At 47.4% G+C, this 23,620-nt stretch carries 20 protein-coding genes and 1 riboswitch; of the genes, 11 read left to right on the top strand and 9 right to left on the bottom strand.

Annotated features, from left to right (window positions below; genetic code table 11):
• Positions 1 to 97: 97 nt before the first annotated feature.
• The 3 genes from AC27G9_RS13340 (at position 98) to AC27G9_RS13330 (ending at position 2,704) form a co-directional block, all read left to right on the top strand.
• Positions 98 to 1,060: an ion transporter gene (locus tag AC27G9_RS13340; protein WP_487074927.1), complete on the top strand. Its 963-nt coding sequence runs from the start codon at positions 98 to 100 to the stop codon at positions 1,058 to 1,060.
• A 217-nt stretch (positions 1,061 to 1,277) separates the two neighbouring features.
• A complete protein-coding gene (locus AC27G9_RS13335) occupies positions 1,278 to 2,183 on the top strand; it encodes a phosphoribulokinase (RefSeq protein ID WP_487074926.1) in 906 nt (301 codons plus the stop codon).
• On the top strand, positions 2,180 to 2,704 hold the full coding sequence (locus AC27G9_RS13330; protein ID WP_487074925.1) for a GNAT family N-acetyltransferase: 525 nt from the start codon (positions 2,180 to 2,182) through the stop codon (positions 2,702 to 2,704). Before AC27G9_RS13335 ends, AC27G9_RS13330 begins: the two co-directional genes overlap by 4 nt.
• On the opposite strand, the gene thiH is transcribed toward AC27G9_RS13330, so the two are convergent.
• From thiH to thiC, 6 genes are read right to left on the bottom strand one after another with little or no spacing between them, the layout of a single operon-like run.
• The gene (gene thiH / locus AC27G9_RS13325; protein WP_487074924.1) at positions 2,671 to 3,798 is read right to left on the bottom strand and encodes a 2-iminoacetate synthase ThiH; all 1,128 of its coding nucleotides are present in this window, start codon (positions 3,796 to 3,798) and stop codon (positions 2,671 to 2,673) included. The two genes, AC27G9_RS13330 and thiH, sit on opposite strands and share 34 nt — an antisense overlap.
• Entirely contained in the window at positions 3,795 to 4,562 is a 768-nt protein-coding gene (locus AC27G9_RS13320; RefSeq protein ID WP_487075241.1) for a thiazole synthase, read from the bottom strand. Before AC27G9_RS13320 ends, thiH begins: the two co-directional genes overlap by 4 nt.
• Before the next feature lies 1 nt (position 4,563).
• On the bottom strand, positions 4,564 to 4,764 hold the full coding sequence (thiS, locus tag AC27G9_RS13315) for a sulfur carrier protein ThiS (RefSeq protein ID WP_487074923.1): 201 nt from the start codon (positions 4,762 to 4,764) through the stop codon (positions 4,564 to 4,566).
• Positions 4,761 to 5,510, bottom strand: coding sequence for a HesA/MoeB/ThiF family protein (locus AC27G9_RS13310; RefSeq protein ID WP_487074922.1), 750 nt, complete (start codon positions 5,508 to 5,510; stop codon positions 4,761 to 4,763). Before AC27G9_RS13310 ends, thiS begins: the two co-directional genes overlap by 4 nt.
• A complete protein-coding gene (gene thiE / locus AC27G9_RS13305; protein ID WP_487074921.1) occupies positions 5,497 to 6,987 on the bottom strand; it encodes a thiamine phosphate synthase in 1,491 nt (496 codons plus the stop codon). Before thiE ends, AC27G9_RS13310 begins: the two co-directional genes overlap by 14 nt.
• A complete protein-coding gene (gene thiC, locus AC27G9_RS13300; RefSeq protein WP_487074920.1) occupies positions 6,980 to 8,917 on the bottom strand; it encodes a phosphomethylpyrimidine synthase ThiC in 1,938 nt (645 codons plus the stop codon). Before thiC ends, thiE begins: the two co-directional genes overlap by 8 nt.
• A gap of 96 nt (positions 8,918 to 9,013) precedes the next feature.
• Positions 9,014 to 9,123: riboswitch (TPP riboswitch) on the bottom strand.
• Between the two features lie 556 nt (positions 9,124 to 9,679).
• On the opposite strand from thiC, the gene AC27G9_RS13295 reads away from it, so the two are divergent.
• The 3 genes from AC27G9_RS13295 to envZ all read left to right on the top strand — a co-directional run bounded on the left by AC27G9_RS13295 (position 9,680) and on the right by envZ (position 13,973).
• Positions 9,680 to 11,701, top strand: coding sequence for an ExeM/NucH family extracellular endonuclease (locus tag AC27G9_RS13295; RefSeq protein WP_487074919.1), 2,022 nt, complete (start codon positions 9,680 to 9,682; stop codon positions 11,699 to 11,701).
• A gap of 209 nt (positions 11,702 to 11,910) precedes the next feature.
• On the top strand, positions 11,911 to 12,636 hold the full coding sequence (gene ompR / locus AC27G9_RS13290) for an osmolarity response regulator transcription factor OmpR (protein ID WP_487074918.1): 726 nt from the start codon (positions 11,911 to 11,913) through the stop codon (positions 12,634 to 12,636).
• A 17-nt stretch (positions 12,637 to 12,653) separates the two neighbouring features.
• Positions 12,654 to 13,973, top strand: a complete 1,320-nt coding sequence (gene envZ, locus AC27G9_RS13285; RefSeq protein WP_487074917.1) for a two-component system sensor histidine kinase EnvZ — start codon at positions 12,654 to 12,656, stop codon at positions 13,971 to 13,973.
• An 86-nt stretch (positions 13,974 to 14,059) separates the two neighbouring features.
• On the opposite strand, the gene AC27G9_RS13280 is transcribed toward envZ, so the two are convergent.
• The 3 genes from AC27G9_RS13280 to hslR all read right to left on the bottom strand — a co-directional run bounded on the left by AC27G9_RS13280 (position 14,060) and on the right by hslR (position 17,255).
• Complete coding sequence (locus tag AC27G9_RS13280) at positions 14,060 to 15,616, bottom strand: phosphoenolpyruvate carboxykinase (RefSeq protein ID WP_487074916.1); 1,557 nt, start codon at positions 15,614 to 15,616, stop codon at positions 14,060 to 14,062.
• A 323-nt stretch (positions 15,617 to 15,939) separates the two neighbouring features.
• Positions 15,940 to 16,833 (bottom strand): Hsp33 family molecular chaperone HslO, encoded by an 894-nt coding sequence (hslO, locus tag AC27G9_RS13275; RefSeq protein WP_487074915.1) that lies wholly within the window; start codon positions 16,831 to 16,833, stop codon positions 15,940 to 15,942.
• A gap of 14 nt (positions 16,834 to 16,847) precedes the next feature.
• Positions 16,848 to 17,255 (bottom strand): ribosome-associated heat shock protein Hsp15, encoded by a 408-nt coding sequence (gene hslR, locus AC27G9_RS13270; protein WP_487074914.1) that lies wholly within the window; start codon positions 17,253 to 17,255, stop codon positions 16,848 to 16,850.
• A 122-nt stretch (positions 17,256 to 17,377) separates the two neighbouring features.
• Here hslR and gspC point away from each other — a divergent pair, with 122 nt between their 5' ends.
• The 5 genes from gspC to gspG are packed head-to-tail and all read left to right on the top strand — an operon-like array spanning position 17,378 to position 23,607.
• Positions 17,378 to 18,307 (top strand): type II secretion system protein GspC, encoded by a 930-nt coding sequence (gspC, locus tag AC27G9_RS13265; protein ID WP_487074913.1) that lies wholly within the window; start codon positions 17,378 to 17,380, stop codon positions 18,305 to 18,307.
• A gap of 54 nt (positions 18,308 to 18,361) precedes the next feature.
• The gene (gspD, locus tag AC27G9_RS13260; RefSeq protein WP_487075240.1) at positions 18,362 to 20,380 is read left to right on the top strand and encodes a type II secretion system secretin GspD; all 2,019 of its coding nucleotides are present in this window, start codon (positions 18,362 to 18,364) and stop codon (positions 20,378 to 20,380) included.
• 2 nt (positions 20,381 to 20,382) lie between these two features.
• On the top strand, positions 20,383 to 21,951 hold the full coding sequence (gene gspE, locus AC27G9_RS13255; protein ID WP_487074912.1) for a type II secretion system ATPase GspE: 1,569 nt from the start codon (positions 20,383 to 20,385) through the stop codon (positions 21,949 to 21,951).
• 1 nt (position 21,952) lies between these two features.
• Entirely contained in the window at positions 21,953 to 23,167 is a 1,215-nt protein-coding gene (gene gspF, locus AC27G9_RS13250; protein WP_487074911.1) for a type II secretion system inner membrane protein GspF, read from the top strand.
• 14 nt (positions 23,168 to 23,181) lie between these two features.
• Positions 23,182 to 23,607, top strand: coding sequence for a type II secretion system major pseudopilin GspG (gene gspG / locus AC27G9_RS13245; RefSeq protein ID WP_487074910.1), 426 nt, complete (start codon positions 23,182 to 23,184; stop codon positions 23,605 to 23,607).
• Positions 23,608 to 23,620: the final 13 nt, after the last annotated feature.

Here is a 23,620-nt window from a genome sequence, read left to right as displayed (position 1 = left end):
TTTCGATCCTCGGTTACTCTTTTAACAATGGTAAACAGCGACCAACGCTTTGCCTGTTTATTGAACGACATCAGTAGTATAGACACAAGGTGAATTAATGAGCAAAACCCTTCGTCAACGAGTACACATTGCTCTCTCGCCACATACCGAGAGTGGCCAAAGCCACAGTATCTACGAATTTATAATCATGGCTCTGATCATTGCCAATGTGGTCGCCGTGATGTTGGAGACCGTCAGTGGCATTGGCGATAAATGGCGTCATGAGCTCTTTGTTTTCGAAGCCGTTTCCGTTGGTATTTTCAGCCTCGAGTACCTGCTCAGGCTATGGTCTAGTGTCGAACACAACCCCGATAGTCGACCTCCGTTAAAACATCGAATTCGCTATTTATTTACGCCCATGGCGGTTGTCGACCTGTTAGCGATTCTGCCGTTTTATTTGAGTATGTTTATTGGTGTGGATTTACGATCACTTCGATTGCTACGCCTCACCAGAATGCTGAAACTAGGGCGCTACTCGCATTCGATGCAAAGCTTGCTCAACGTATTTAGAAAAGAGATTCGCGTTTTGGCTGCGGCGTTGTCGGTATTACTGATCATCACAGTGCTCGCCGCAACCGGTATACACTACATTGAAAAAGACGTGCAGCCCGAGCACTTTGGCAGCATCCCTGCTGCCATGTGGTGGGCGCTGGTGACGCTGACGACCGTGGGTTATGGTGACGCCGTACCCGTCACTGCGTTAGGCAGAATATTCGGAGGCTTTATTATTATATTGGGTGTCGGCGTTTTCGCTTTGCCCGCTGGGATACTGGCTTCGAGTTTTACGGCTCAAATGCATAGGAAAAAGACGACCTTTCGCCGACAAGTTCTCAAAGCCATGGCCGACGGCAAAGTGTCGCAAGACGAAATAGAAAAATTACAGCGATTGAAAGACACCTTGGACTTAGACGACGAAGATATCGAACATGTCATCGACTTGTTCACGCAACGTCAAGACAATCAACCCCACTGCCCACACTGTGGCAAACCTATTCCGACTCACGACGATGGCGCACCTTGAGCGTGCGCTATGTGTTTGTGGTGTTTTACACGTCACAGGCCAGTCGTCGCCCAGCACAACGCAATAATACATCAACAAGAATGGAACAACATTGCTGTAAAAAGCACTCAAATTAGACATAATTGGTACAACAATGCGCAATAGGCGCGCGCCGTGCGCTTGATTAATTTGTTGAGGCAGCTTATAACTAGTGCTCATATCTGACCAAGAGTGCCTCATGTCTGTAAAACATCCTATCATCGCAATTACCGGTTCTTCAGGAGCAGGCACGACAACGACAACCAATGCCATCCGTCATATTTTTCGCAACCTAAGCGTTAACGCTGCCGTTGTCGGTGGTGATAGCTTTCACCGATTCACTCGACCTGAAATGGAAGTGGAAATTCGCAAGGCACAAGAGCAAGGTCGTCATATTAGTTACTTTGGTCCTAAAGCCAACGACTTCGAGCTACTGGAAAGTTTGTTTAGTGAATACAGTGCGTCAGGCAAGGGGCAGTTTAGACAGTACCTGCATACATTCGATGAGGCAGTTCCATTTAATCAGATGCCTGGGACCTTTACGCCGTGGCAAGACTTACCAGATAACACCGATTTATTGTTCTATGAAGGTTTACATGGTGGTGTAAAAACCGACGACAACGATGTCGCCCAACACGTCGACTTGCTAGTTGGCATGGTACCGATTGTTAACTTAGAGTGGATTCAGAAGATCGTTCGTGACACGACAGATAGAGGCCACTCACGAGAAGCGGTAATGAGCAGTATCGTCCGAGGACTGGATGATTATTTCCACTACATTACTCCTCAGTTCTCGCGTACTCATGTCAATTTTCAGCGCGTGCCAACAGTGGATACATCGAATCCATTTAGCGCCCGTGAAATTCCAACCCAGGACGAAAGTTTCGTCGTTATTCGTTTTCGCCGAGAAATGAAAAACGTCGACTACCCTTATTTACTAAAAATGATCGACGGCGCCTTTATGTCGCGGGTCAATACATTGGTCGTGCCCGGTGGCAAAATGGGTTTGGCGATGGAACTGATACTCACTCCCTTAATTGAAGAGCTACTCGAGAAAAAACGTCGAGCTGGCCATCAAATGGACTGGGTTAGCTCAGAGAAATGACCTTATCCTTGGTCACACCCAGTAAGGCTTATCAAGAAAGCTATCACGCCTATATCGAAGAGCTTGGCGACGAGGAGCGCTATCCTTTTCCGCTTGACTTCGATGCTTCAGATTTTACCAGTATGTTGAACAAAATAGCGTGCTTTCGACAGGGTATATCCCTGCCAGAAGGCTATGTATCCAGTTCAACGTATTGGCTAGTCGACGGTAAAGACATTGTTGGTGTATCAAACCTTCGCCATTCACTGAACGAACAAATTCGCTTTGCTGGCGGCCATATTGGCCTTGGTATTCGCCCATCTTTTCGCCGCAAAGGAATGGGTAAAATACTACTTAGCCAAACGATCGAGTGTGCACATGCAATGGGTATCGACGATATACATATACATTGCTATGCCGACAATCTTGCTTCTCAGGCCCTGATTGTTGCCTGCGGTGGACGCCTTGATTCAACAGATACCACGAGCGATGGCACTGGGCTTCATCGCTACCGCGTATTCGGCCGACCCGAAAACGCGTGATGCCAATCTCGCCATATCGGTTGTAACCCTTTTTGCTCGATTGCTGTTGCGACATCGCTTGGATGACGTTGGTCATCAATGTCAAACTGTGACAACGCGGTGGCGGTATCAGCATAACCACCGGGCTGTGTAGATGAACCCGCACTCATACTCGTCACTCCCAACGCCATCAAGTTATCGCGCAGCTCCGCAGGCTCTCTGGTCGACAAGACAATTTCAATTTCTGGGTCGAATAAGCGAAACGCGCAAATCAATTGAACAAGTTGACTATCTGTTACCAAAGCTTCACTTTGTACACCGCCTTCGCAGGGTCGAATTCGCGGAAAAGCGACCGAGTATCGAGTGCGCCAGTAACGCTTGCGCAAATAGGACAAGTGCTTTCCCAACACTAGACTGTCAGCTCGCCAATCAGACAGCCCGAGTAACACTCCTAGCCCTATCTTATCCATTTTCCCCTCCGCAATTCGCTCTGGCGCAGCGAGCCGCCAGCTAAAATCCCGTTTCTTGCCATGTAGGTGATACTTGGCATATTGAAGCGCTGAATAGGTTTCTTGATAGACCATGATGCCGTCTACTCCCCACGATTTTAGTGTCGCGTAGTCAGCTGTACTCAGCGGCTGTACTTCAAACAACACATGACTAAAATGGCGCTTCAGTATTGACACTACAGTTTCGAAATATGCCATTCCCACTTTCGACTCATGCTCACCGGTCACCACCAAAACACTATCAAAACCCATTGATTTTATTGCCAAACACTCTTGTTCAACGTCTGCAACAGAGAGTGTTTTACGTTTAATCCGGTTTGACATGGAAAAGCCGCAATAGGTGCATTCATTGGCGCACAAATTTGACAAATACAAGGGCACAAAAAGCTGCATGGTATTACCGAAACGGCGACGGGTAAGTTGCTTTGCTCTTTGCGCCATTGGCTCTAAGTAAGTGAGTGCTGCTGGCGATAACAAGCAAGCTAGGTCGTTGATATCCAATGTTTGTTTACCAAGTACCCTTTCGACATCCTTATCACGGGTGCTGTTAATAGACAAAGACAGATCAGCCATATCAAGCGTGCGAAGATTTGAATCAAAGCTCATAGTGATTCCAAAAAGCCCGTCAGCGGGCTCGTTGCTTGAGCTTGATACTGGGTAGTCGCTAGACCAGCTTCAAACGCCATGCGCCCAGCTTCTACCGCAAGTTTAAATGCTTTTGCCATTTGTACCGGATCACTCGCCGTCGCGATTGCGGTATTCACCAACACTGCATCTGCGCCCATTTCCATCGCTTCTGCGGCATGACTGGGGGCACCGATGCCCGCATCAATAATGACAGGTATCTGAGCCTGCTCGATGATAATCTTGAGTAAATCCCGTGTCACTAAACCTCGGTTAGAACCTATTGGTGCGCCTAGAGGCATGACAGCTGCGCACCCAACTTCTTCAAGTCGTTTACACAACACAGGGTCAGCAGAACAATAAGGCAGCACAACGAATCCGTCTTTGACCAGCTGCTCAGCAGCAGTCAAGGTTTCTATCGGGTCAGGCAGCAAGTAGCGCTGATCTGGGTGAATTTCGAGTTTTACCCAGTTTGTTGACAACGCCTCTCTCGCCAAGTGAGCCGCGTATACCGCTTCTTTTGCATCTCGTGCACCAGAGGTATTGGGTAACCACTGTACATCCAGATTTCGCAGCGGTGCCAATATCGGGTCGTCTTCCCGAGTCACGTCGAGTCGTTTAAGCGCCATGGTGACCATTGCGGCGTCAGCTGCCACTATCGCCTCGGATAAATGCTCACCTGAGGCAAATTTCCCAGTGCCTGAAAACAGACGCGAGCGAAACGTTTTCTCTGCAATAGACAACATACTAACCTCCAGCAACAACACTAAAAATGTCGATTTCATCGTTTTCGCTCAATACCACTTCAGGCCAGAGTGAGGATGTCACGATCGTGTAATTCACAGCCACGGCTACGGTTCGAGAATCAATCGCTTTGAGTTTAAGCAGAGTCGCTAACGTAATAGCTTGGTCGACCTCTTCGGCGGCTTGGTTAATAAAGATATTCATTGGAAATCTCCACATGTTAAACACTGGGTGTTGGGAGGAACGGCTAGGTACTGCCATTGATTCGTCATAGCATTAAAGCGGTGTAACTGTCCCCATCTTATGCTCCCGATTCCCACAATATATTTGAGCGCGTCTAAGGCTTGCATCAGCCCCAACATTGCAACCACGGGACCGAGAATACCTTGCGCTAAGCATCCAGCATCTGTCACTTTCGCAGTGTCGTACAAGCACTGATAACACCCCGAATTATGGCTTGGTAACACAGGTAAATACTGCCCCTCTAAACCGATAGCTGCGGCACTGAGTAAAGGGAGTTGTAGCTGGTGACAACTGTGATTAATCGCCCATCGGCTACTGAGGTTGTCGGTACAATCGAGCACGATGTCATTGCCTTCGATGACACTTTGACAAGTGGTTTCGCTGAGCTTTTGTCGATAAGGCGTTATCTTCACATCGTCATTTAGCGCCGAGAAGTTCTCCAGTGCCGCATCCACTTTTGCCATACCAATCTGAGACTCGCGGTAAATGGTCTGGCGATGTAGATTACCGAGCGCCACCTCATCGTGATCAACAATGCGAATATGCCCGACACCAGCGCCCACCAAGTAACTCGCTGCGATGCTTCCCAGACCGCCCAAACCAATGATTGCGACTGCCGCTTCCGACAGGGCTTGTTGGCCGGCTTCATCAACCTGAGGAAGCAAAAGTTGTCGGCCATACCGTTGATAATAGCTAGACGTCTCCATCAATCGCCTCCATCAACTCTCTCACCGCCATCTCCGGATTCGGTGATTCAGTAATCGCAGTAACCATAGCAATACCACTCACACCTTGTTGCTGAACACTCGCAAGTCGGTTTTGGTTAATGCCTCCAATCGCAACTGTCGGAATATGCGCAATCAGCTTCTGGTACAAACCTAACTTTTCAATCCCTTGTGGCTGAGACGGCATATCCTTCGTCTTGGTTGGGAAAATATGGCCAAGCGCGATATAAGATGGAGATAAAGGTAAGACCCGAAGTATTTCTGTGTATCCATGGGTAGATACACCGAGGCGAATCCCCGCTTGCTGAATCTTTGCCAGATCAGCTTGCGCCAAGTCTTCTTGCCCCAAATGCACACCATACGCGCCATACTTAATCGCCTCTTGCCAGTGGTCATTGATAAATACTTGCGCCCGAAATTGTTCACCTAATAACACCACTCGCTCAATCATCGCTTCAATGTCGGCGTTCATTTGATGTTTGATTCTCAGTTGCACGGTTTTTACGCCACACTGCAGTAAGCGTCGCACCCACTGTTCTGAGTCCACCACTGGATACAATCCGATATCTGGGTCAACGAGCGGAGCAAAACCGGCATTCACGGCAGGTAGCGGCTGCACGACATTGGTCACCATTGGGAAATCTTGAACCTCACTCGGCCAGCCGAGATGTGCAATAGGGCCACTGCCCTGGCCAACGTGATATGCCGCTCTTAATCCCTGAAACACATAGGCTTTGGCAATACATACGGCATCTTCGGTAGGAAACCCCTTGGCTAACGCCACTGCCATCGCACTGCTCAAACAACACCCGGTACCATGGCCGTGCTGGGTATCTATGCGTGTTGAGGAAAAACGGTAAAAATGTCGCTTAGTATACAAACGGTCTTCAATCTCATTTGCCCAATGACGATGTCCACCTTTGACTAACACCCCCTTACAACCCATCTCGAATAAACATGCTACGGCGCTATCAATGTCTTTATCGCAGCGTATTGGGATATTGGTCAGTCGTTGCAACTCTTCAATGTTGGGCGTGATCACATCGACATAAGGGGCAAGATACGCAAGTTGCTGGGCACCAAAAGGCGACAACAAGCCGCCAACACTAGCACTAAGCACTGGATCCCAGACGACTTGTAAGCACCTGTTTAACAGTCGCATTTTTGCAATTTGCTGGGCAATAAAGACTAGTTGTTCTTCATTTGCCAACATACCAATTTTAATCGCATCGGGTGCCATGTCAGATTGAAGGGCACTCCATTGCTCAGCGAGATCGGCCGCACTCAGTGCACCAACGTGTTTTAACTTCACTGAGTTTTGCGCCGTCACCGCGGTGATCAAAGTACAAGCGTGTCCGCCCAAGCCCTGAATGGTGAGGCAATCGCCTTGAATACCTGCACCACCGCTACAATCAGACCCTGCAACCGCCCAGACGATCGGCTTTTTAAGACTAATCATTCTTGAGTGAATCCGCAGTGTGATATAGCTCGCTACCCTTGGCTTTAAACGCTTCCGACATCGCTTGAAAACCCGCTTGAATTTCTGCAGGTTTACCGTCCATATCCACCGTTTTTATGGTAATCGCTTGCTCACTCGCAAAATCTCGGACTTCCTGAGATATCTTCATCGAGCAAAACTTGGGTCCACACATGGAGCAAAAATGAGCGACTTTGCCTGATTCTTGAGGCAGGGTTTCATCGTGATATTGCCTTGCTGTATCGGGATCTAATGCCAAGTTGAATTGGTCTTCCCAACGAAATTCGAAACGCGCTTTCGACATAGCATTGTCACGTATTTGCGCCCCGGGGTGTCCCTTAGCTAGGTCAGCAGCATGGGCAGCAATTTTGTAAGTAATCAATCCCTGCTTTACATCTTCTTTGTTAGGCAAACCAAGGTGTTCTTTGGGCGTCACATAACACAGCATGGCACAGCCATACCAGCCGATGAGCGCTGCGCCAATACCGGAAGTAAAATGGTCGTAGCCGGGCGCAATATCCGTCGTCAATGGGCCCAATGTATAAAACGGTGCTTCGTCGCAATGCTCAAGTTGCTCATCCATGTTTTCTTTGATCATATGCATTGGGACGTGACCTGGCCCTTCGATCATCACTTGTACGTCATATTCCCAAGCGATTCGGCACAATTCACCTAACGTTCGCAGTTCACTAAATTGAGCTTCGTCATTGGCGTCAGCAATGGATCCAGGACGTAATCCATCGCCCAGTGACAGTGATACATCATATGCCGCACAGATTTCACATATCTCGCGGAAACGTTGATACAAGAAATTTTCTTGGTGATGGCTCAAGCACCATTTAGCCATAATGGAACCGCCGCGAGACACAATACCGGTTACCCGTTTAGCTGTCATAGGGACGTATCGAAGCAATACGCCCGCGTGGATAGTGAAATAGTCAACACCCTGCTCCGCTTGTTCTAGCAAGGTGTCTTTCATGACTTCCCAAGTCAAGTTCTCAGCAATACCGTTGACTTTCTCAAGGGCTTGATACAAGGGCACGGTACCGATAGGCACGGGGCTATTGCGGATAATCCATTCACGGGTTTCGTGAATGTTACGGCCAGTAGACAAATCCATCACCGTATCCGCTCCCCAACGGGTCGACCACACCAGTTTTTCGACTTCTTCTTCAATAGAAGATGTCACCGCTGAGTTACCAATATTGGCATTGACCTTGACCAAGAAATTGCGGCCGATGATCATAGGCTCTGATTCGGGGTGATTAATATTGCAAGGAATAATTGCCCGGCCTGCTGCTACCTCTTGCCTCACAAATTCTGCCGTGATCTGCTCTGGTAAATTAGCACCAAAATTCTGACCTGGGTGTTGTTGGGCGATCATCTCTTCCTGAACGCTTGCCCGACCCATATTTTCCCGAATGGCGATGAATTCCATCTCTGGCGTAATAATGCCGAGTCGCGCGTAATGCAATTGCGTGACAGTTTTACCTGGCTTAGCGCGTAACGCATGACGAGTGAGGTCGAATCTCAAATTGTTAAGCGTATCATCGGCTAAGCGTGCTTTGGCATAGTCTGATGAGAGTTGTTCGACGGTTGCAGTGTCTTGCCTAGACGCTACCCAGTCTTTTCGAATCGGAGGCAAACCCGCTTTTACATTGATTTTGGCATCGGGGTCACCGTAAGGGCCACTAGAGTCATACACGCCAATGGGTTCATTGGCTTGGTAGACGGGGTTGTCTTGGGTACCCCCCACTAGGGAGTCGGCCAATTGAATCTGCCGCAATGGAACGGCGACACCGTCATGGCTTCCACTGATGTAAACGCGGCGCGAATTTGGAAAAGTTTGACCTTGCAAGTCAGCGAGAAAAGACTCGGCTTGATTGCGATTTTGACGTCTAGATTGTGACATAGCATTTTGCCTTAAAATTAGCGTTAAAATGCTTGTCAGGAGTGTTGTAATACAATACGAACACAGCTCATTTACCCATCGAAAAATGGGCAAAATGATACTGTGCACCTTGTTCCCTTCGCAGGTATTAGCCTGATCAGGTTCAACGGATCCCGCAACGCGGTCTCAGCTTGCCATACAATGGCGAAGCACTCCGACAAGAATAAAAATAGAGTGGGTTAACCAAGTGTGCTTATCTCATCAGCACACCGTTAACACGCCCATTTAGAGTAGAGAAACTTGTTCTAAAACGAAAGAATTTTTTGTGATCATTTTTGAATACCACACTTTTTACCCGCTAGCTAACGTCACATAAAGATCAGAAAAATGACGATTTTGTGACACATATTCAACATTTCGAGAATGGCACCAATACCTCCCCTCTTGACTTATTCAATGAACGAATAATTTAGAATTTTTCGATTCAAGTTAAAAAATAACTTTATTTAACGGCAGCTAAGCCTATGTTTTTCATGGGATAACGTAAAATAAGAATGAATGTCTTCAAATCCTTCCTGCGTTATTCGTTGGGGCTTAGTCTATATCTCATGTTACGACGCCAAGTGCGGTGTTCGCGCACCAACACTAATAATAAGCGCGTTAACTTGATGATCTTTTTATCCAGTCCGGGGGCGACTAAAAAAGGGCCAATCATCAAGCTGTACTCGGCGTCGTAACGGTTTTCTTTGACACAGCGTGCGATGAATAAACAATGGAGTCGTTTTGAAGTTTCTTATTTCAATTATTAGTGCAAGCACGATGGCGAGTATTTTACCCGCATCGGCCGAAGACATTGGTCAATGTCAATCACCGGCGACGCTTATTAGCACCATTCAAGGCACAGGAAATGCCTCACCAGAGATAGGTCAAACGCACGCCATTGAAGCGGTGATCACAGCCAAACGTGACACAGGATTCTTTGTACAAGAAGAAACTGCTGACCACGATGAGCGTCAAATGTCTTCAGAAGCACTGTTTGTCGTAGGCCAAACTGACTTACCAATAGGCAACCATGTCAGGGTAGTAGGCCAAGTCTCCGAAAATTTTGAAATGACCACGCTTGTCCAACTCGAGGGCAGCGAAGTGGTTGACTGCGGCGCGGCTGATCCGCTGAGTGCCGTACCACTTGAATTGCCATTTAACAAAAGCCTCGAATCACTTGAAGGTATGTTGGTAAAAGTCACCAAAGCTACAGTAACAAGCACAGCTAACTTGTGGCGTTATGGTGATATTGTCGTCAGTGACGATTTTAAAAGAACCCCGAGTGATATTGCTGTTCCTTTGAGTTCGGCCTTCGATAAGGCGGTAAAAGCAACCAAGCAAAACCTGCTGGTAATCGAAGATGACAACAATAGTCACTTTCCATCTTCACTGAGCTATTATCCGGAATTTAGCTATGCCAAAGCCATACGTATCGGTGATCACGTTTCGGCTACGGGCCCTTTAAATCAAGGGGTAGGTGTATATCGCGTCAACCCAGTTTCCGCCATTGAGGTCGATTCCTCGAGAATGTCCAAACCAACGGTGGAGCAAGGAAACTTGACGATCGCCACCTTTAACGTTTTGAACTACTTCAATGGAAAAATCACTAGTGATGGTTCGACTACGTTTGATTACAAAGCCAATAGGGGCGCAAAATCGGCTGAGGCTTTTGCCCTACAACAAGCCCGAATCGTCGACGCACTGAATGCCATTAACACCGACGTTATCGGTTTAATGGAAGTTGAAAATGACGGTTTTGATAAACACAGCGCGATTCAAACACTCGTTGACGCATTAAACCAAGATCGCACTAAAGCGCAACAATACGAATTCGTCAGTACTACGAATGGATTGCCTATCGGCACTGATGCCATTACGGTTGGAGTGCTGTATAAGCCCAGCGTCGTGACTCCAGATGGTGCGCCATTAATCATCGAAATGCCCAGACAACAAGTCAGCGAAGGCCGCACTAAAGGTATGCGTCCCTCGCTTATTCAAACGTTTACACACCCTGCGTCTGGACAACAGTTTGCCGTTTCAGTTAATCATTTTAAATCCAAAGGCAGCGGATGTGTCGAAGACAGTGCCGACACAATAAGTGAGGTCGATAAGATTCAAGGCCGCTGTAATGCGCTTAGGGTCTCGGCAGCGGTTAAACTCGGACATGCGCTGGAAAAAGCGGAGCTGCCCAAACGATTAGTAATACTTGGCGACCTGAATGCCTACAGTGCAGAGGATCCACTTGCCGTACTTAGCGACTACTCCCCACAAAAGCGTGGCTATGCGATTAAAACCGCCGTCAACACAGAGTTAGACGAAGGCCAAGCTATTGAAGTAGAGCGAGGTTTCGGTTACCACAGCATGGCAGAAATCTACGATGACGAAGGTTTTTCATATTGGTGGTCTGGCTCGGAGCAAGTAGGCAGTCTTGACCATATTTTAGTCACGGATACATTGGTCGCAGAGGCCGTCGATGCCAAACACTGGAATATTAATTCCGTTGAAGCCTATCAGTTACAGTACAACCAAGCGCTAGAACATTACCCCAGCGATAAAGGTTATCAGTTTGCCGATATCGGTCCCTATCGCAGTTCTGATCACGACCCCATGATAGTGGCATTCAATCTAAGAGCGGATGATGCCCCGCTTAACCAAATTCAATCAGCACCTGCAAGCTCATCGTCTCGCTTTGGCGGCACGCTTTTCTTTGCCGCAGGTCTGTTGACACTAGTGTGTGTGTATCGTCGCCTATTTAAGCGGTAGGCGGCGACAAGTGCAGAGGGTAATGGATTACCCACTCAACGCTGCGTAGTATGCAGCATCGAAAAAGCGCTCTTTGAGCGCTTTTTTTTACCCGAATAAAGTACAACCGCTAGTAAAACTTTGTAACAATCTCAAGGCGTTCCCTGCAAATTTACACTTTAGTCTTTTGAAACGAACCGCTATAGTGAAAGAAAAACACGGATACACCTATGAGCCAGGAAACGTCAAAAATTCTCGTTGTCGATGACGATATGCGCTTGCGCAGCTTGCTTGAACGCTACCTTGTAGAGCAAGGCTTTCAGGTCAGAAGTGCGGCAAACGCAGAACAAATGGATCGACTCTTAGAGAGAGAAAATTTTCATTTGATGGTGCTTGATCTCATGCTTCCCGGCGAAGATGGTTTGTCAATTTGTCGTCGTTTGCGCCAAAAAAACAATGACATGCCAATCATCATGTTGACAGCAAAAGGTGACGAAGTTGACCGTATCATCGGTTTAGAAATGGGCGCTGATGACTATCTTCCCAAGCCATTCAACCCCCGCGAATTATTGGCTCGCGCCAAGGCAGTCCTGCGTCGTAAGACCGTAGAAGCACCCGGCGCTCCCTCAATGGAAGAACAGGTCGTGGAGTTTGGAGAATACCGTTTGAATCTGGCCACGCGAGAAATGTCAGCCAACGGTGAGCCCATGTCTCTGACAAGCGGAGAATTTGCCGTACTGAAATCCCTAGTCACTCACCCTCGAGAACCACTTTCGCGTGACAAGCTAATGAATTTAGCGCGCGGTCGAGATTACAGTGCATTGGAGAGAAGTATCGATGTACAAGTATCGCGATTAAGACGCATGCTCGAAGTGGATCCAGCCAACCCCAGATACATACAAACCGTGTGGGGATTAGGCTATGTATTTGTACCTGATGGCGAGAAACAAGGCTAACGGGCCAACCTAATCCGATGACAAGAATCTTACCAAGGAGTGCATTCGGTCAAACCGTGTTGTTGATCGGTGTTCTGCTATTGATCAACCAAGTCGTCTCGTATTTGTCGGTTACCTACTACTTTATTCGACCGAGCTACCAACAAATCAATAGCTTGCTTGCAACTCAGGTACAAAGCCTGATGGCCCAAGATATCCTTGCCGCTTCACCCGAAGAAAAAGATACCTTGTTTCAAAAAACCGGTATCGCCATTGTGCCATCCGTCAAAGCCTCTCAACTTGGGCTGAGCAATGCTACCTATTATGAATTCATTTCCACACAGGTAACCGAGCAGCTCGACCTCGCTGTCGATGTGAGGATAAGCCCGGCGAATACCAAACGCAAAGGGTCGCCCTACTTAGTTTGGATTAATTTAAGTAGTCACCCAGATCAGTGGATTACGATACCGATATCAGGCCTAACTGAAGCGAGTATTTCTCCGCTCACTATGTATCTTATGGTGATTGGCATACTCAGTGTCGCTGGCGGATGGCTATTCGTGCGTCACTTGAACAAACCCCTTATCGCCCTACAAAGAGCGGCGTTGCAGGTTGGCCGAGGCCAACACCCGCCACCATTGTCGCTGGAAGGTAGTAGCGAAATGATAGCGGTGACTCGGGCTTTCAACCGTATGAATCAAGGTATCAATCAATTGGAAAAAGACCGAACCTTGATGACGGCAGGTATATCCCATGATTTGCGGACGCCTTTAACGCGAATTCGCCTAGCAACAGAAATGTTACCTGATGAGCAGGATTGGATTAAAGACGGTATCGTTAATGATATTGAAGACATGAACGCAATCATCGACCAATTTATCGATTACGCTCGCCAAGACCGCGGTGAAAAATTAGAGCCGATTCAGTTAAACGATTTGATCAATGACCTTGCCAACTCGAGGCAAGTGGAAGAATCTCACGATATCATTCTCAAACTCAACACCTTGCCAACTATCAACGTTCGCAAAGTCGCCATTAAACGCGTGCTGGATAATTTGATCGAAAATGCCTTTCGTTATGGCAGTAATAAAATTGAGATAACCACTCAATTTGATGCCAGAAACAAACGGATCTTTTGCTCAGTTAGGGATTTTGGTCCCGGTATACCAGACAGCGAGATCAGCCAAGTCTTCATGCCATTTACCCAAGGCGATAAAGCCAGAGGTAGCCTAGGCTCTGGTCTTGGCCTCGCTATTACGCAAAAAATCATCGGCATGCATGGTGGTGAAATTAACCTGAGTAATCACCTAGAGGGTGGCCTTATTGCTCAGTTTTCACTACCACTAAAAGGGCTGTAAGCCACGGTATTTCGCCACCAATATCAAAAACAAAAAAGCCACACTGGAGCAAGTGTGGCTTTGTTTATATTGCAATGATGACAGGTTTAGTTGCCAGGCCCAGCCTTAACAATCGCTTCACTTACATCGTATTTCGCAAAGTTAGCTTGGAACTCACCGATCAGTTTTTCAGCGTAAGTTTGATACAAGGCCTTATCTTTCCATGTATTGATCGGCTCAAGTAAATCTGCATCTACACCGGGCACCTGTACTGGTACATCAAGATTCAACCCTTCGATGTGTTTGGTCTCAACGTCAGCCAATTGGCCGCTAACGATAGCATCGATGACTGCACGAGTAGTAGGGATATCAAATCGCTTCCCAGTGCCATAAGGACCACCAGTCCATCCGGTATTCACTAAGTACACTTTAGCATTGAACTCGCGAACGCGTTTCATCAACAACTCAGCATAGACCCCTGCCGGACGCGGGAAGAAAGGCGCGCCAAAACACGTAGAAAAAGTCGACTCTATGTCAGACGTTGAGCCAATTTCTGTCGAACCTACTTTTGCCGTATAACCACTTAGGAAATGATAAGCCGCCGCTTCTTCGGACAATACTGACACCGGAGGCAAGACCCCACTGACATCACATGTCAAGAACACAACTGATTTGGGTTCACCTGCCTTGTTATCCACTATGCGTTTTTCAATGTGTTCTAGTGGATACGCCGCTCGAGAATTCTGTGTCAAAGACACGTCGGTGTAATCAGGTACGCGATTCTCATCAAGTACGACGTTTTCTAAAATGGTACCGAACTTAATTGCATTCCAGATAACTGGCTCGTTTTTCTGCGACAAATCGATACATTTTGCGTAACAACCACCTTCTAAGTTAAAGACAGAACCCGGTGCCCAACCGTGTTCGTCATCGCCGATCAAAAAGCGCTTTGGATCAGCTGACAAGGTGGTTTTGCCCGTGCCCGACAGACCGAAAAACAACGTTACATCACCCGCTTCACCAACATTGGCAGAACAATGCATCGGCAAAACAGATTTGGCTGGCAACAAGAAGTTTTGTACAGAGAACATCGCTTTTTTCATTTCACCCGCATAACGCATGCCGGCGATGAGTACTTTGCGTTGTTCAAAGTTAATGATGACGCAACCATCGCTATTGGTACCATCACGCTCTGGAACGCAGGTAAAGCTTGGCACATTTAAGATCTGCCAAGACGGCGCATTGTTCACATTCCAAGTTTGGGGGCAAATGAATAAGTTACGGGCAAATATGGTTTGCCATGCAGTTTCTGTTCTAACAGAGATTGGCAAGGTGTGACGTAAGTCTGAGCCGACTTGCAAGTGCGACAGAAAGTGAGGGATGCCTTGTAAGTGCGCTTCCACACGACTCCAGAGTGCATCAAATTGTTCAGCGTCGAAAGGGCGATTTACTTTACCCCAATCGATATCCGCTGCCGTGGAGGCTTCTTTCACTATGAATCTATCATTGGGTGAACGGCCTGTGCGCTTACCTGTCTCAACGACAAGTGCACCATTAGCTGCCATGCGGCCTTCACCGCGTTGAATTGCAATATCAATGAGTTCTGCGGTCGTTAAATCAACCAGCGGTGTGTGGGTGGCGGATGGGATTGCGGCAGCCGTCATTTGTAATCCTTATTGAAATTTTTCAGTTTAACTTACAATTTTAGAAACTAATGCGGATCGTATATAAATTAAGGCATAGAACAACATCAAAGTTGAAAATAATCGCTATTATTTTTGTTCGAATTACAGAAAGAGTGAAAAAAAAACACAAAAAAACCGAATGAAATTAACCTACATATATAGGTAAAACAAACATTTGAATATGTATATCTAACTGAAAACTTTCAAAAACAGAGTAAAAAGAGGGGAAGGGGAGCTGATTGAGAAAAGTGAAAATGGCGTGGGGTACAAAGCGATACCTTCACGCCATCAAACTATAAACCTTACTGGGCGCTGCTATTATGACCAAAATGCCCGCTGTGAATCGCTTCAACATCGATGGCATCAAATCGATATTCAGCATGGCAATATTGGCAATTCATTTTGATGTCACCATCTTCAGCAACAATCGCTAGTAATTCTTCTTTTTCTACATTGCGCAATGCATGAGCAGACTTTTCTCGAGAACAAGTACATTTGAAAATCACTGGGGCAGCGGGATAAAGCTCAACGTCCTCTTGATGGTAGAGGCGATAGAGCACATCTTCCACCGGTAAGCTTAAGACTTCTTCAACCGACATAGTTTCGGTCAACGTTGCCAGATGCTCAAAATTGTCGTTTTGGCTTGTGGCTTCTGCTGAAGTTGGTAAAACCTGTAGTAAAAACCCAGCCGCTTTTGCCCTTGCCACGTCTTCAATATCAGAAAACATCACAACCTTAGTCGCTAGTTGCTCAGACTGTGTGAAATAACCTTCTAAACATTCCGATAACGACGGCTTGTCTAATGCAACCATACCTTGATAACGCTCGCCTTCATCTGGCGTGATAGTAATAATCAAAACACCTTCAGAAACCAGTTCACTGAACGTGTCAGGCAAATTGCTCAAGCTCTCATCCCAACGCGCCACACCACGCATGGTCAAATCATGGGTAGCATTGATAACGGCATAATTCATCGCCCCCTTTGCCTGAATTTGCACACTGATCTCACCAGTGAACTTGATCGTCGCAGCCAACAAACAGGTCGCGGTGGCAAGTTCTGCTAGCAGAGACTGTAAGGGTTTAGGGTAGGTATTACTTTGCAAAATGGCTTGCAAACTTTCATCAAGCCTTACTAGTTCACCGCGCACATTCGCTTCATTAAATACATAACGGTGTAGTTGGTCTAATGTCGTCATTTATCTGTTTCCAATTAATCCTGGTGCTTAATCTTAATAATTTCTCGGCGCTGCTTTTTGTCTGGACGGCCATCCGGTTTGGGGCTGTGAAACGCTTGTAGCTTTCTTGCCGCTTGGTTTTCCAAGCGTTTTGCCTCACTTTGGGCGGTCTCGCGATAAAACGTCTGTGCGATCGCCGCACCTTGTCGCTTGTCGCATAATTCAAGGACTTCAACTTCTTTCACATCCCAGCCAGCAGGAATACGAATGGCTGCCCCAACCTCGACCAACTTGCCAGGTTTGGCGCGTTGTCCGTTGTACTGAACCTTACCGGACTGAACCATGTCACGGGCTACCGAGCGTGTTTTAAAAAATCGCGCTGCCCACAACCATTTGTCTAGACGAACCCCTTGTTGTGGTTTATCTTGTCTATCTTTGTTCATGTAATAATTTTGTAACTCGCTCGCTTTAGTGTTGAGACCCTCACCTTGCCTAGGCTATTATGAGCAGGCGCATGTGCGGTTAACCTTACGTTCACATTTATTGCAGTACCATCAATGGCAGCATGACTCTCGATAAAATCAATTCACAATCGCTGGTACATTTTGTTTCTCAGCATCAAAAACAATTAAACTTGGCGATTGTTGTCGTCTTGAGTTTGTACCTTATTGCATTCGCCGCACAAACCGTTTGGCGAATTATACCGCAACCAGCGCTATCTGCGAATGCCAGCAAACCAATTACCGCTTCATCGACTCAGCGATCGTCCAACAATGGGGTCAACATTCCCCGATTACAACAGCTGAATCTATTCGGGGAAGTGAATAAGCAAATCGAAATCGCCGCGCCACAAGAACTCACCGACGCGCCAGAAACCAAACTCAACCTAGTCTTGTCTGGTGTGGTATCGAGCAGTAACCCCAAAGAAGGGGTGGCTATCATTGAGAATCGTGGGCAACAAGCAACGTACGGTGTAGGGGACAAGCTCGAAGGTACTAACGCTTTTCTCGACCAAGTTCAATTTGACCGAGTCATTATTAAAAATGGGGCTCGCTTTGAAACGCTCATGCTAGATGGTTTGGATTTAAAAGAAGCCAACGCCAATCGCCAACGACTGGCAAGGCAACGCGAAGTTAACTCGCCGCGTCAAAGCCCAGCGGTCAAGCCGAGTAGGTTGAGTCAAGAAGCCGTTGATGCCACAACAAAATTGAGAAACCAACCTGCCAATTTCTTGGATTTCATATCAATTACTCCCTACACCGCTGACGGTGCTTTGATGGGATATCAAGTAAAACCAGGAAAAGATAAAACATTATTCCAATCTGCCGGTCTTAAGACAGGAGACGTTGTAACGCAGATAAACGGGCTCGACCTAACGGATCCGCAACAAATGCGGGAGGCCATGCAGGAACTTCGCAGTGCTGAAGCACTCGAACTCACGCTGACCCGCAATGGTGAAGTTGAAAGCATTTCAATTGAAATGCCATCGTCGTAATAAAAGATTATAAGAAAATAGGAAGAACTAGTTATGAGGCGAGTAGGCCAATCCATGTTGTCCAGAATTTGCACCGCTGCTTGTGCGGCCATGATGTGCGTGTCTGCGACAGCTGCCGAATACATGCCAAATTTCAAAGACACGGATATCACTGAGTTCATTAATACGGTTGGTAAGAATCTAAAGAAAACGATCATTATCGATCCGAATGTTCGCGGTAAAATCAGTGTTCGCAGCTATGACTTGATGACCGAAGATCAGTACTATCAATTCTTTTTGAGCGTATTGCAGGTTCATGATTACGCGGTAGTCGATATGCCAAACGGTGTATTGAAAATCGTCAAATCAAAAGATGCCAAAACGTCAAATATTCCCGTTGTCGACGGCGCTGAATTAAATGGCGACGAAATGGTCACTCGTGTTGTACCAGTCTACAGCGTACCCGTTAGAGAATTAGCGCCTATTCTTCGTCAGCTCAATGACCAAGCGGGCGGCGGTAATGTTGTAAGTCATGACCCTTCAAACGTAATGATGTTGACCGGTCGTGCAGCGGTAGTTAACCGTTTAGTAGAAATCATTAAGAGTGTTGACCGCGCCGGTGATGAAGAGGTCGATATTGTAAAATTGCGCTTCGCCTCGGCATCGGAAATGGTCCGTATTATCGAAAGCATCAACAAGTCTCAGGGCAAAGCCAACACGGCCGCCAAATCTGCGCCTCGTGTTGTTGCTGATGACAGAACCAACTCGGTGATCGTATCCGGTGACAACAAAGCCCGTCAGCGCATTATCAACTTAGTTGAGCGCATGGACCAAGAGCTTGAATCCAGTGGTAACACTAGGGTTATCTTCCTGAATTACGCCAAAGCAGAAGATCTGGTCAAGGTACTTCAAGGTGTAAGTGCCAGTATCAAAGCAGAAGAGCAAGGTGCCGCAAACGCGTCTCGTCGTTCATCGTCAAACCGCGATGTCAGCATCGATGCTCACGAAGATTCAAACTCCTTGGTCATCACTGCTGAGCCAGACATGATGCGCTCCCTCGAGGCGGTCATTCGCCAGCTGGACGTTCGTCGTGCGCAAGTTCAAGTAGAAGCGATCATTGTTGAAGTCTTTGAAGGTGATGGCACATCTTTGGGTGTGCAATGGGTATCAGAAAGTGGCGGCGGTACGCAATTTAACAACGGTATCGTGCCAGCGGGCGCACTTGGTGTAGCACTTCGCCAAGCAGAAGACCGTGAAGTACAACGTACCAACGTAACAGCAAACGGAGAGGTAGTGACTTCAACCGAAACTATCGAAGGTGACCTGACGAATCTCGCCAACCTCTTGGGCGGCGCAAATGGCATGATTGCGGGTATTATTGAAGACGGTTGGGGCGCTGTAGTACAAGCTGTCAGCACAGATACCAATTCAAATATACTTGCGACGCCACACCTGACAACCATGGATAACGAAGAAGCCTTCTTTATCGTTGGTCAAGAAGTGCCTGTTATCACCGGCACTACGACAGGTGCAAACAACAGCAACCCATTCACAACGGTGGAACGCCAAGACGTAGGTATCAAGCTGAAAGTTACACCACAGATTAACGAAGGGACTGCGGTTCAGTTAAAGATTGAGCAAGAAGTATCAAGTGTAAGCGGTGCCACTGCGGTTGATATCTCCATCAACACGCGTGAAATCCAGACGACGGTTATTGTCGACGACGGCGGTACGATAGTACTTGGTGGGTTGATCGATGAAGACGTGCAAGAAAGTGTCTCTAAAGTACCGTTACTCGGCGATATTCCTATTCTTGGAAACTTGTTTAAGTCTACGTCAACCAGTAAACGCAAACGCAACCTTATGGTATTTTTGCGCCCTACAATTGTTCGCGATGGTGTCACTATGAATGAAATCAGCCACCGCAAATACAATTTTATACGCGCACAACAGCTTAAGCGCCAAGAAGCAGGCATTCCGTTGATGCCGTTCACCGAAGGCCCGTCAATTCCTGAGTGGGATGACGCATTGACGCTACCGCCTTCGTTTGAAGAATACATCTTGGAAAAGGATAAAAAAGAGGGCGACAACTAATCATGGCTGAGCAAGATGCACCACAAACCATGATTGATGGTCAACCGTCGGACGACGCGCTGGAAGATGCAGCGCTAGTCACCGATGGTGAAGCAGAGGAAGAGGGCGAGCGCCAACTGAGTTTTAGCTTTGCTAAACGCAACCGAGTACTCATTGAAGCCAATACCACCCCTGCGACCTTGTATTACACCCATGAGACGCCATTTGAAGTCTTCGCTGAAGTGCGTCGTTTTTGGGGCGCGCCGTTTGTGCCTAAAGAAATACAAGACGACGAATTTGAGCCCCTACTCACTAGCGCATTCCAGCGTGATTCATCAGCGGCAAAACAGTTGATGGAAGATTTGGGGAACGAGAGCGATCTGTTCTCATTGGCTGAAGAACTGCCAGATACAGAAGATCTGCTCGATAGTGAAGACGATGCACCTATTATCAAACTGATTAACGCCATGCTCGGCGAAGCAATCAAAGAAGGGGCTTCGGATATTCACATCGAAACCTTCGAGAATCAACTGATTGTGCGTTTCCGCGTCGATGGGGTTTTACGCGAAATATTGCGTCCTAATCGCAAGCTTTCGTCGATGTTAGTATCCCGTATCAAGGTTATGGCGAAACTCGATATTGCCGAAAAGCGCGTACCACAAGATGGTCGTATTACACTGCGTATCGCTGGCCGCGCGGTTGATGTGCGGGTATCGACCATGCCATCGAGCCATGGCGAACGCGTCGTACTGCGTTTGTTAGATAAGAACAATGCGAGGCTTAACCTGGTCGATCTGGGTATGACAGCCGCCAACCGCGAACATTTCTCTGAACTCATTCGCAAGCCCCACGGTATCATTTTGGTCACGGGCCCAACAGGTTCAGGTAAAAGTACCACCTTGTACGCGGGCTTAAGTGAAATCAACTCCAAAGATCGCAATATCTTGACCGTTGAAGACCCGATCGAATTTGACTTGCAAGGTATTGGTCAAACGCAGGTTAATCCGAGGGTCGATATGACCTTCGCCCGTGGTTTACGAGCCATTTTGCGTCAAGACCCTGATGTTGTCATGGTCGGTGAGATTCGGGATATAGAAACTGCACAAATTGCCGTACAAGCGAGTTTAACCGGTCACTTAGTACTATCAACACTGCATACCAATACCGCAGCAGGTGCGATTACGCGCTTGGAAGACATGGGCATCGAAGCCTTTTTGTTATCTTCGAGCTTACTAGCCGTACTATCACAGCGACTTGTTAGGACTTTGTGCCCTGATTGCAAACAGCCTCACACGCCAACAGAATCGGAGTTGGCAATATTAGGTGTGGCGGCAGATAAGGCGCCAACGGTTTATTCACCAAAAGGCTGTGCAGCGTGTAATCAAACAGGTTATCGCGGTAGGACGGGCATACACGAGTTGCTAATTGTTGACGAAAACGTCCGCAATATTATGCACGAAGGCAAAGGTGAACAAGCTATCGAAAAGTACGTGCGCCAAACGACCCCAAGTATTCGCGAAGATGGTTGCAGCAAAGTGTTGGCTGGCATTACCTCGTTAGAAGAAGTCTTACGGGTAACCAGAGAGGACTAACATGGCCGCGTTTTCCTATAAAGCGATGAACGCCAAAGGCAAAAATGTCAGCGGCGTATTGGAAGGGGATAACCCAAGGCAAATCCGTCAGCAGCTTCGAGAAAAGGGCTTAGTACCTCTTGAGGTTGACCAAGTCGCCGAAAAAGCCAGTAAAGGGGCCAGCAAGTTCACCTTGTTTCAACCCCGTATTTCCACCAGCGATCTCGCCTTGTTGACACGTCAGCTTGCCACGCTTATTGAATCGGCGTTACCGATAGAAGAAGCGTTGTTAGCCGTAGCGGAACAATCTGATAAGCCTCGTCATAAAAATATGATGATGGCGGTACGCAGTAAGGTCGTTGAGGGCCATGGGCTAGCTGAAGCACTGAGCGAGTTTCCCAGTGTCTTTGATACCCTTTATCGAGCGATGGTAGCTGCTGGTGAGAAGTCTGGCCACCTCGATACAGTACTCAATCGACTTGCCGACTACACGGAACGTCGCCAACAAGTAAAAAGCCAAATTGTACAGGCGATGATCTATCCCATCATGATGCTGGTAGTGGCTGTAGGTATTGTCTCTCTGTTGTTGGCTTACGTTGTGCCAAAAATTATTGGCCAATTCGACAACATGGGGCAGGAACTTCCCACCGTCACTCAGATTCTAATAGGTATGAGCGACGCCACTCGTGACTATGGGCTTTACGCCTTGGTCGTGATGGGCTTACTGATGGTCGGTTATCAGCGCTTGTTACAGAAAGCGAGCTTTCGATTGGCATCGGATCGCCGTCGATTAAAAATGCCAGTGATGGGCAATGTCGTAAAAGGGCTGAACACGTCGAGATTTGCCTCAACGTTAAGTATCTTAACGGCGAGTGCGGTGCCTGTACTCGAGGGAATGCGCATCGCGGGCAACGTATTGGATAACAAGTACATTCAAGGGTTAGTGCAAGATGCTGCCCAGCGTGTTCAAGAGGGCGCGAGCTTGCGTTCCGCTCTAGACCAAACCAAAGTATTTCCACCCATGATGATGCATATGATCGCATCGGGTGAAAAAAGCGGTGAGTTACAGAGTATGCTCGCCCGTGCCGCGGACAATCAGGATAGAGAGTTCGAGGCCCAGGTTAATATCGCCTTGAGTATTATGGGGCCGGTCTTAATCCTGGCGATGGCAGGTATCGTGTTCTTCATAGTAATCGCGATACTACTGCCGATCATTTCATTGAATTCTATGATTTAAAGAGAGTAAGAAAAATGAGACAGAATGGATTTAGCTTAATTGAGGTCATGGTTGTGGTGTTGATCATCGGTATCATGACTGCCATCATTGCACCCAACATTATAGATAGCCAAGTAGAAGCCCAGCTGAAAAAGGCTGCTATCGATATTCGAAAACTCGAAGGCGCGCTGGAAATGTACAAGTTGAAAAACAACGTTTTTCCCACCACAGAGCAAGGCTTAGACGCGCTAGTCACGGCACCAACTATTGACCCCATTCCGCGTAACTACCCAAGTCAAGGCTTTATCAAGCATTTACCAGAAGATCCTTGGGGTAACCCTTACGCGCTGATTAGCCCAGGGGAGCTTGGTGCGATAGACATCTTTTCAAATGGCCCAGATTTAGAGCCAGGCACAGATGATGATATTGGTAACTGGAACTTAAACGACTTCCTAAACTAACGTACCTTTCACG

It is taken from the genome of Alteromonas sp. 5NS40-0096 (assembly GCF_057544385.1).
The sequence above is the reverse complement of the archived record's forward strand: the minus strand, read 5'-3'. Positions and strand labels throughout refer to the sequence as shown.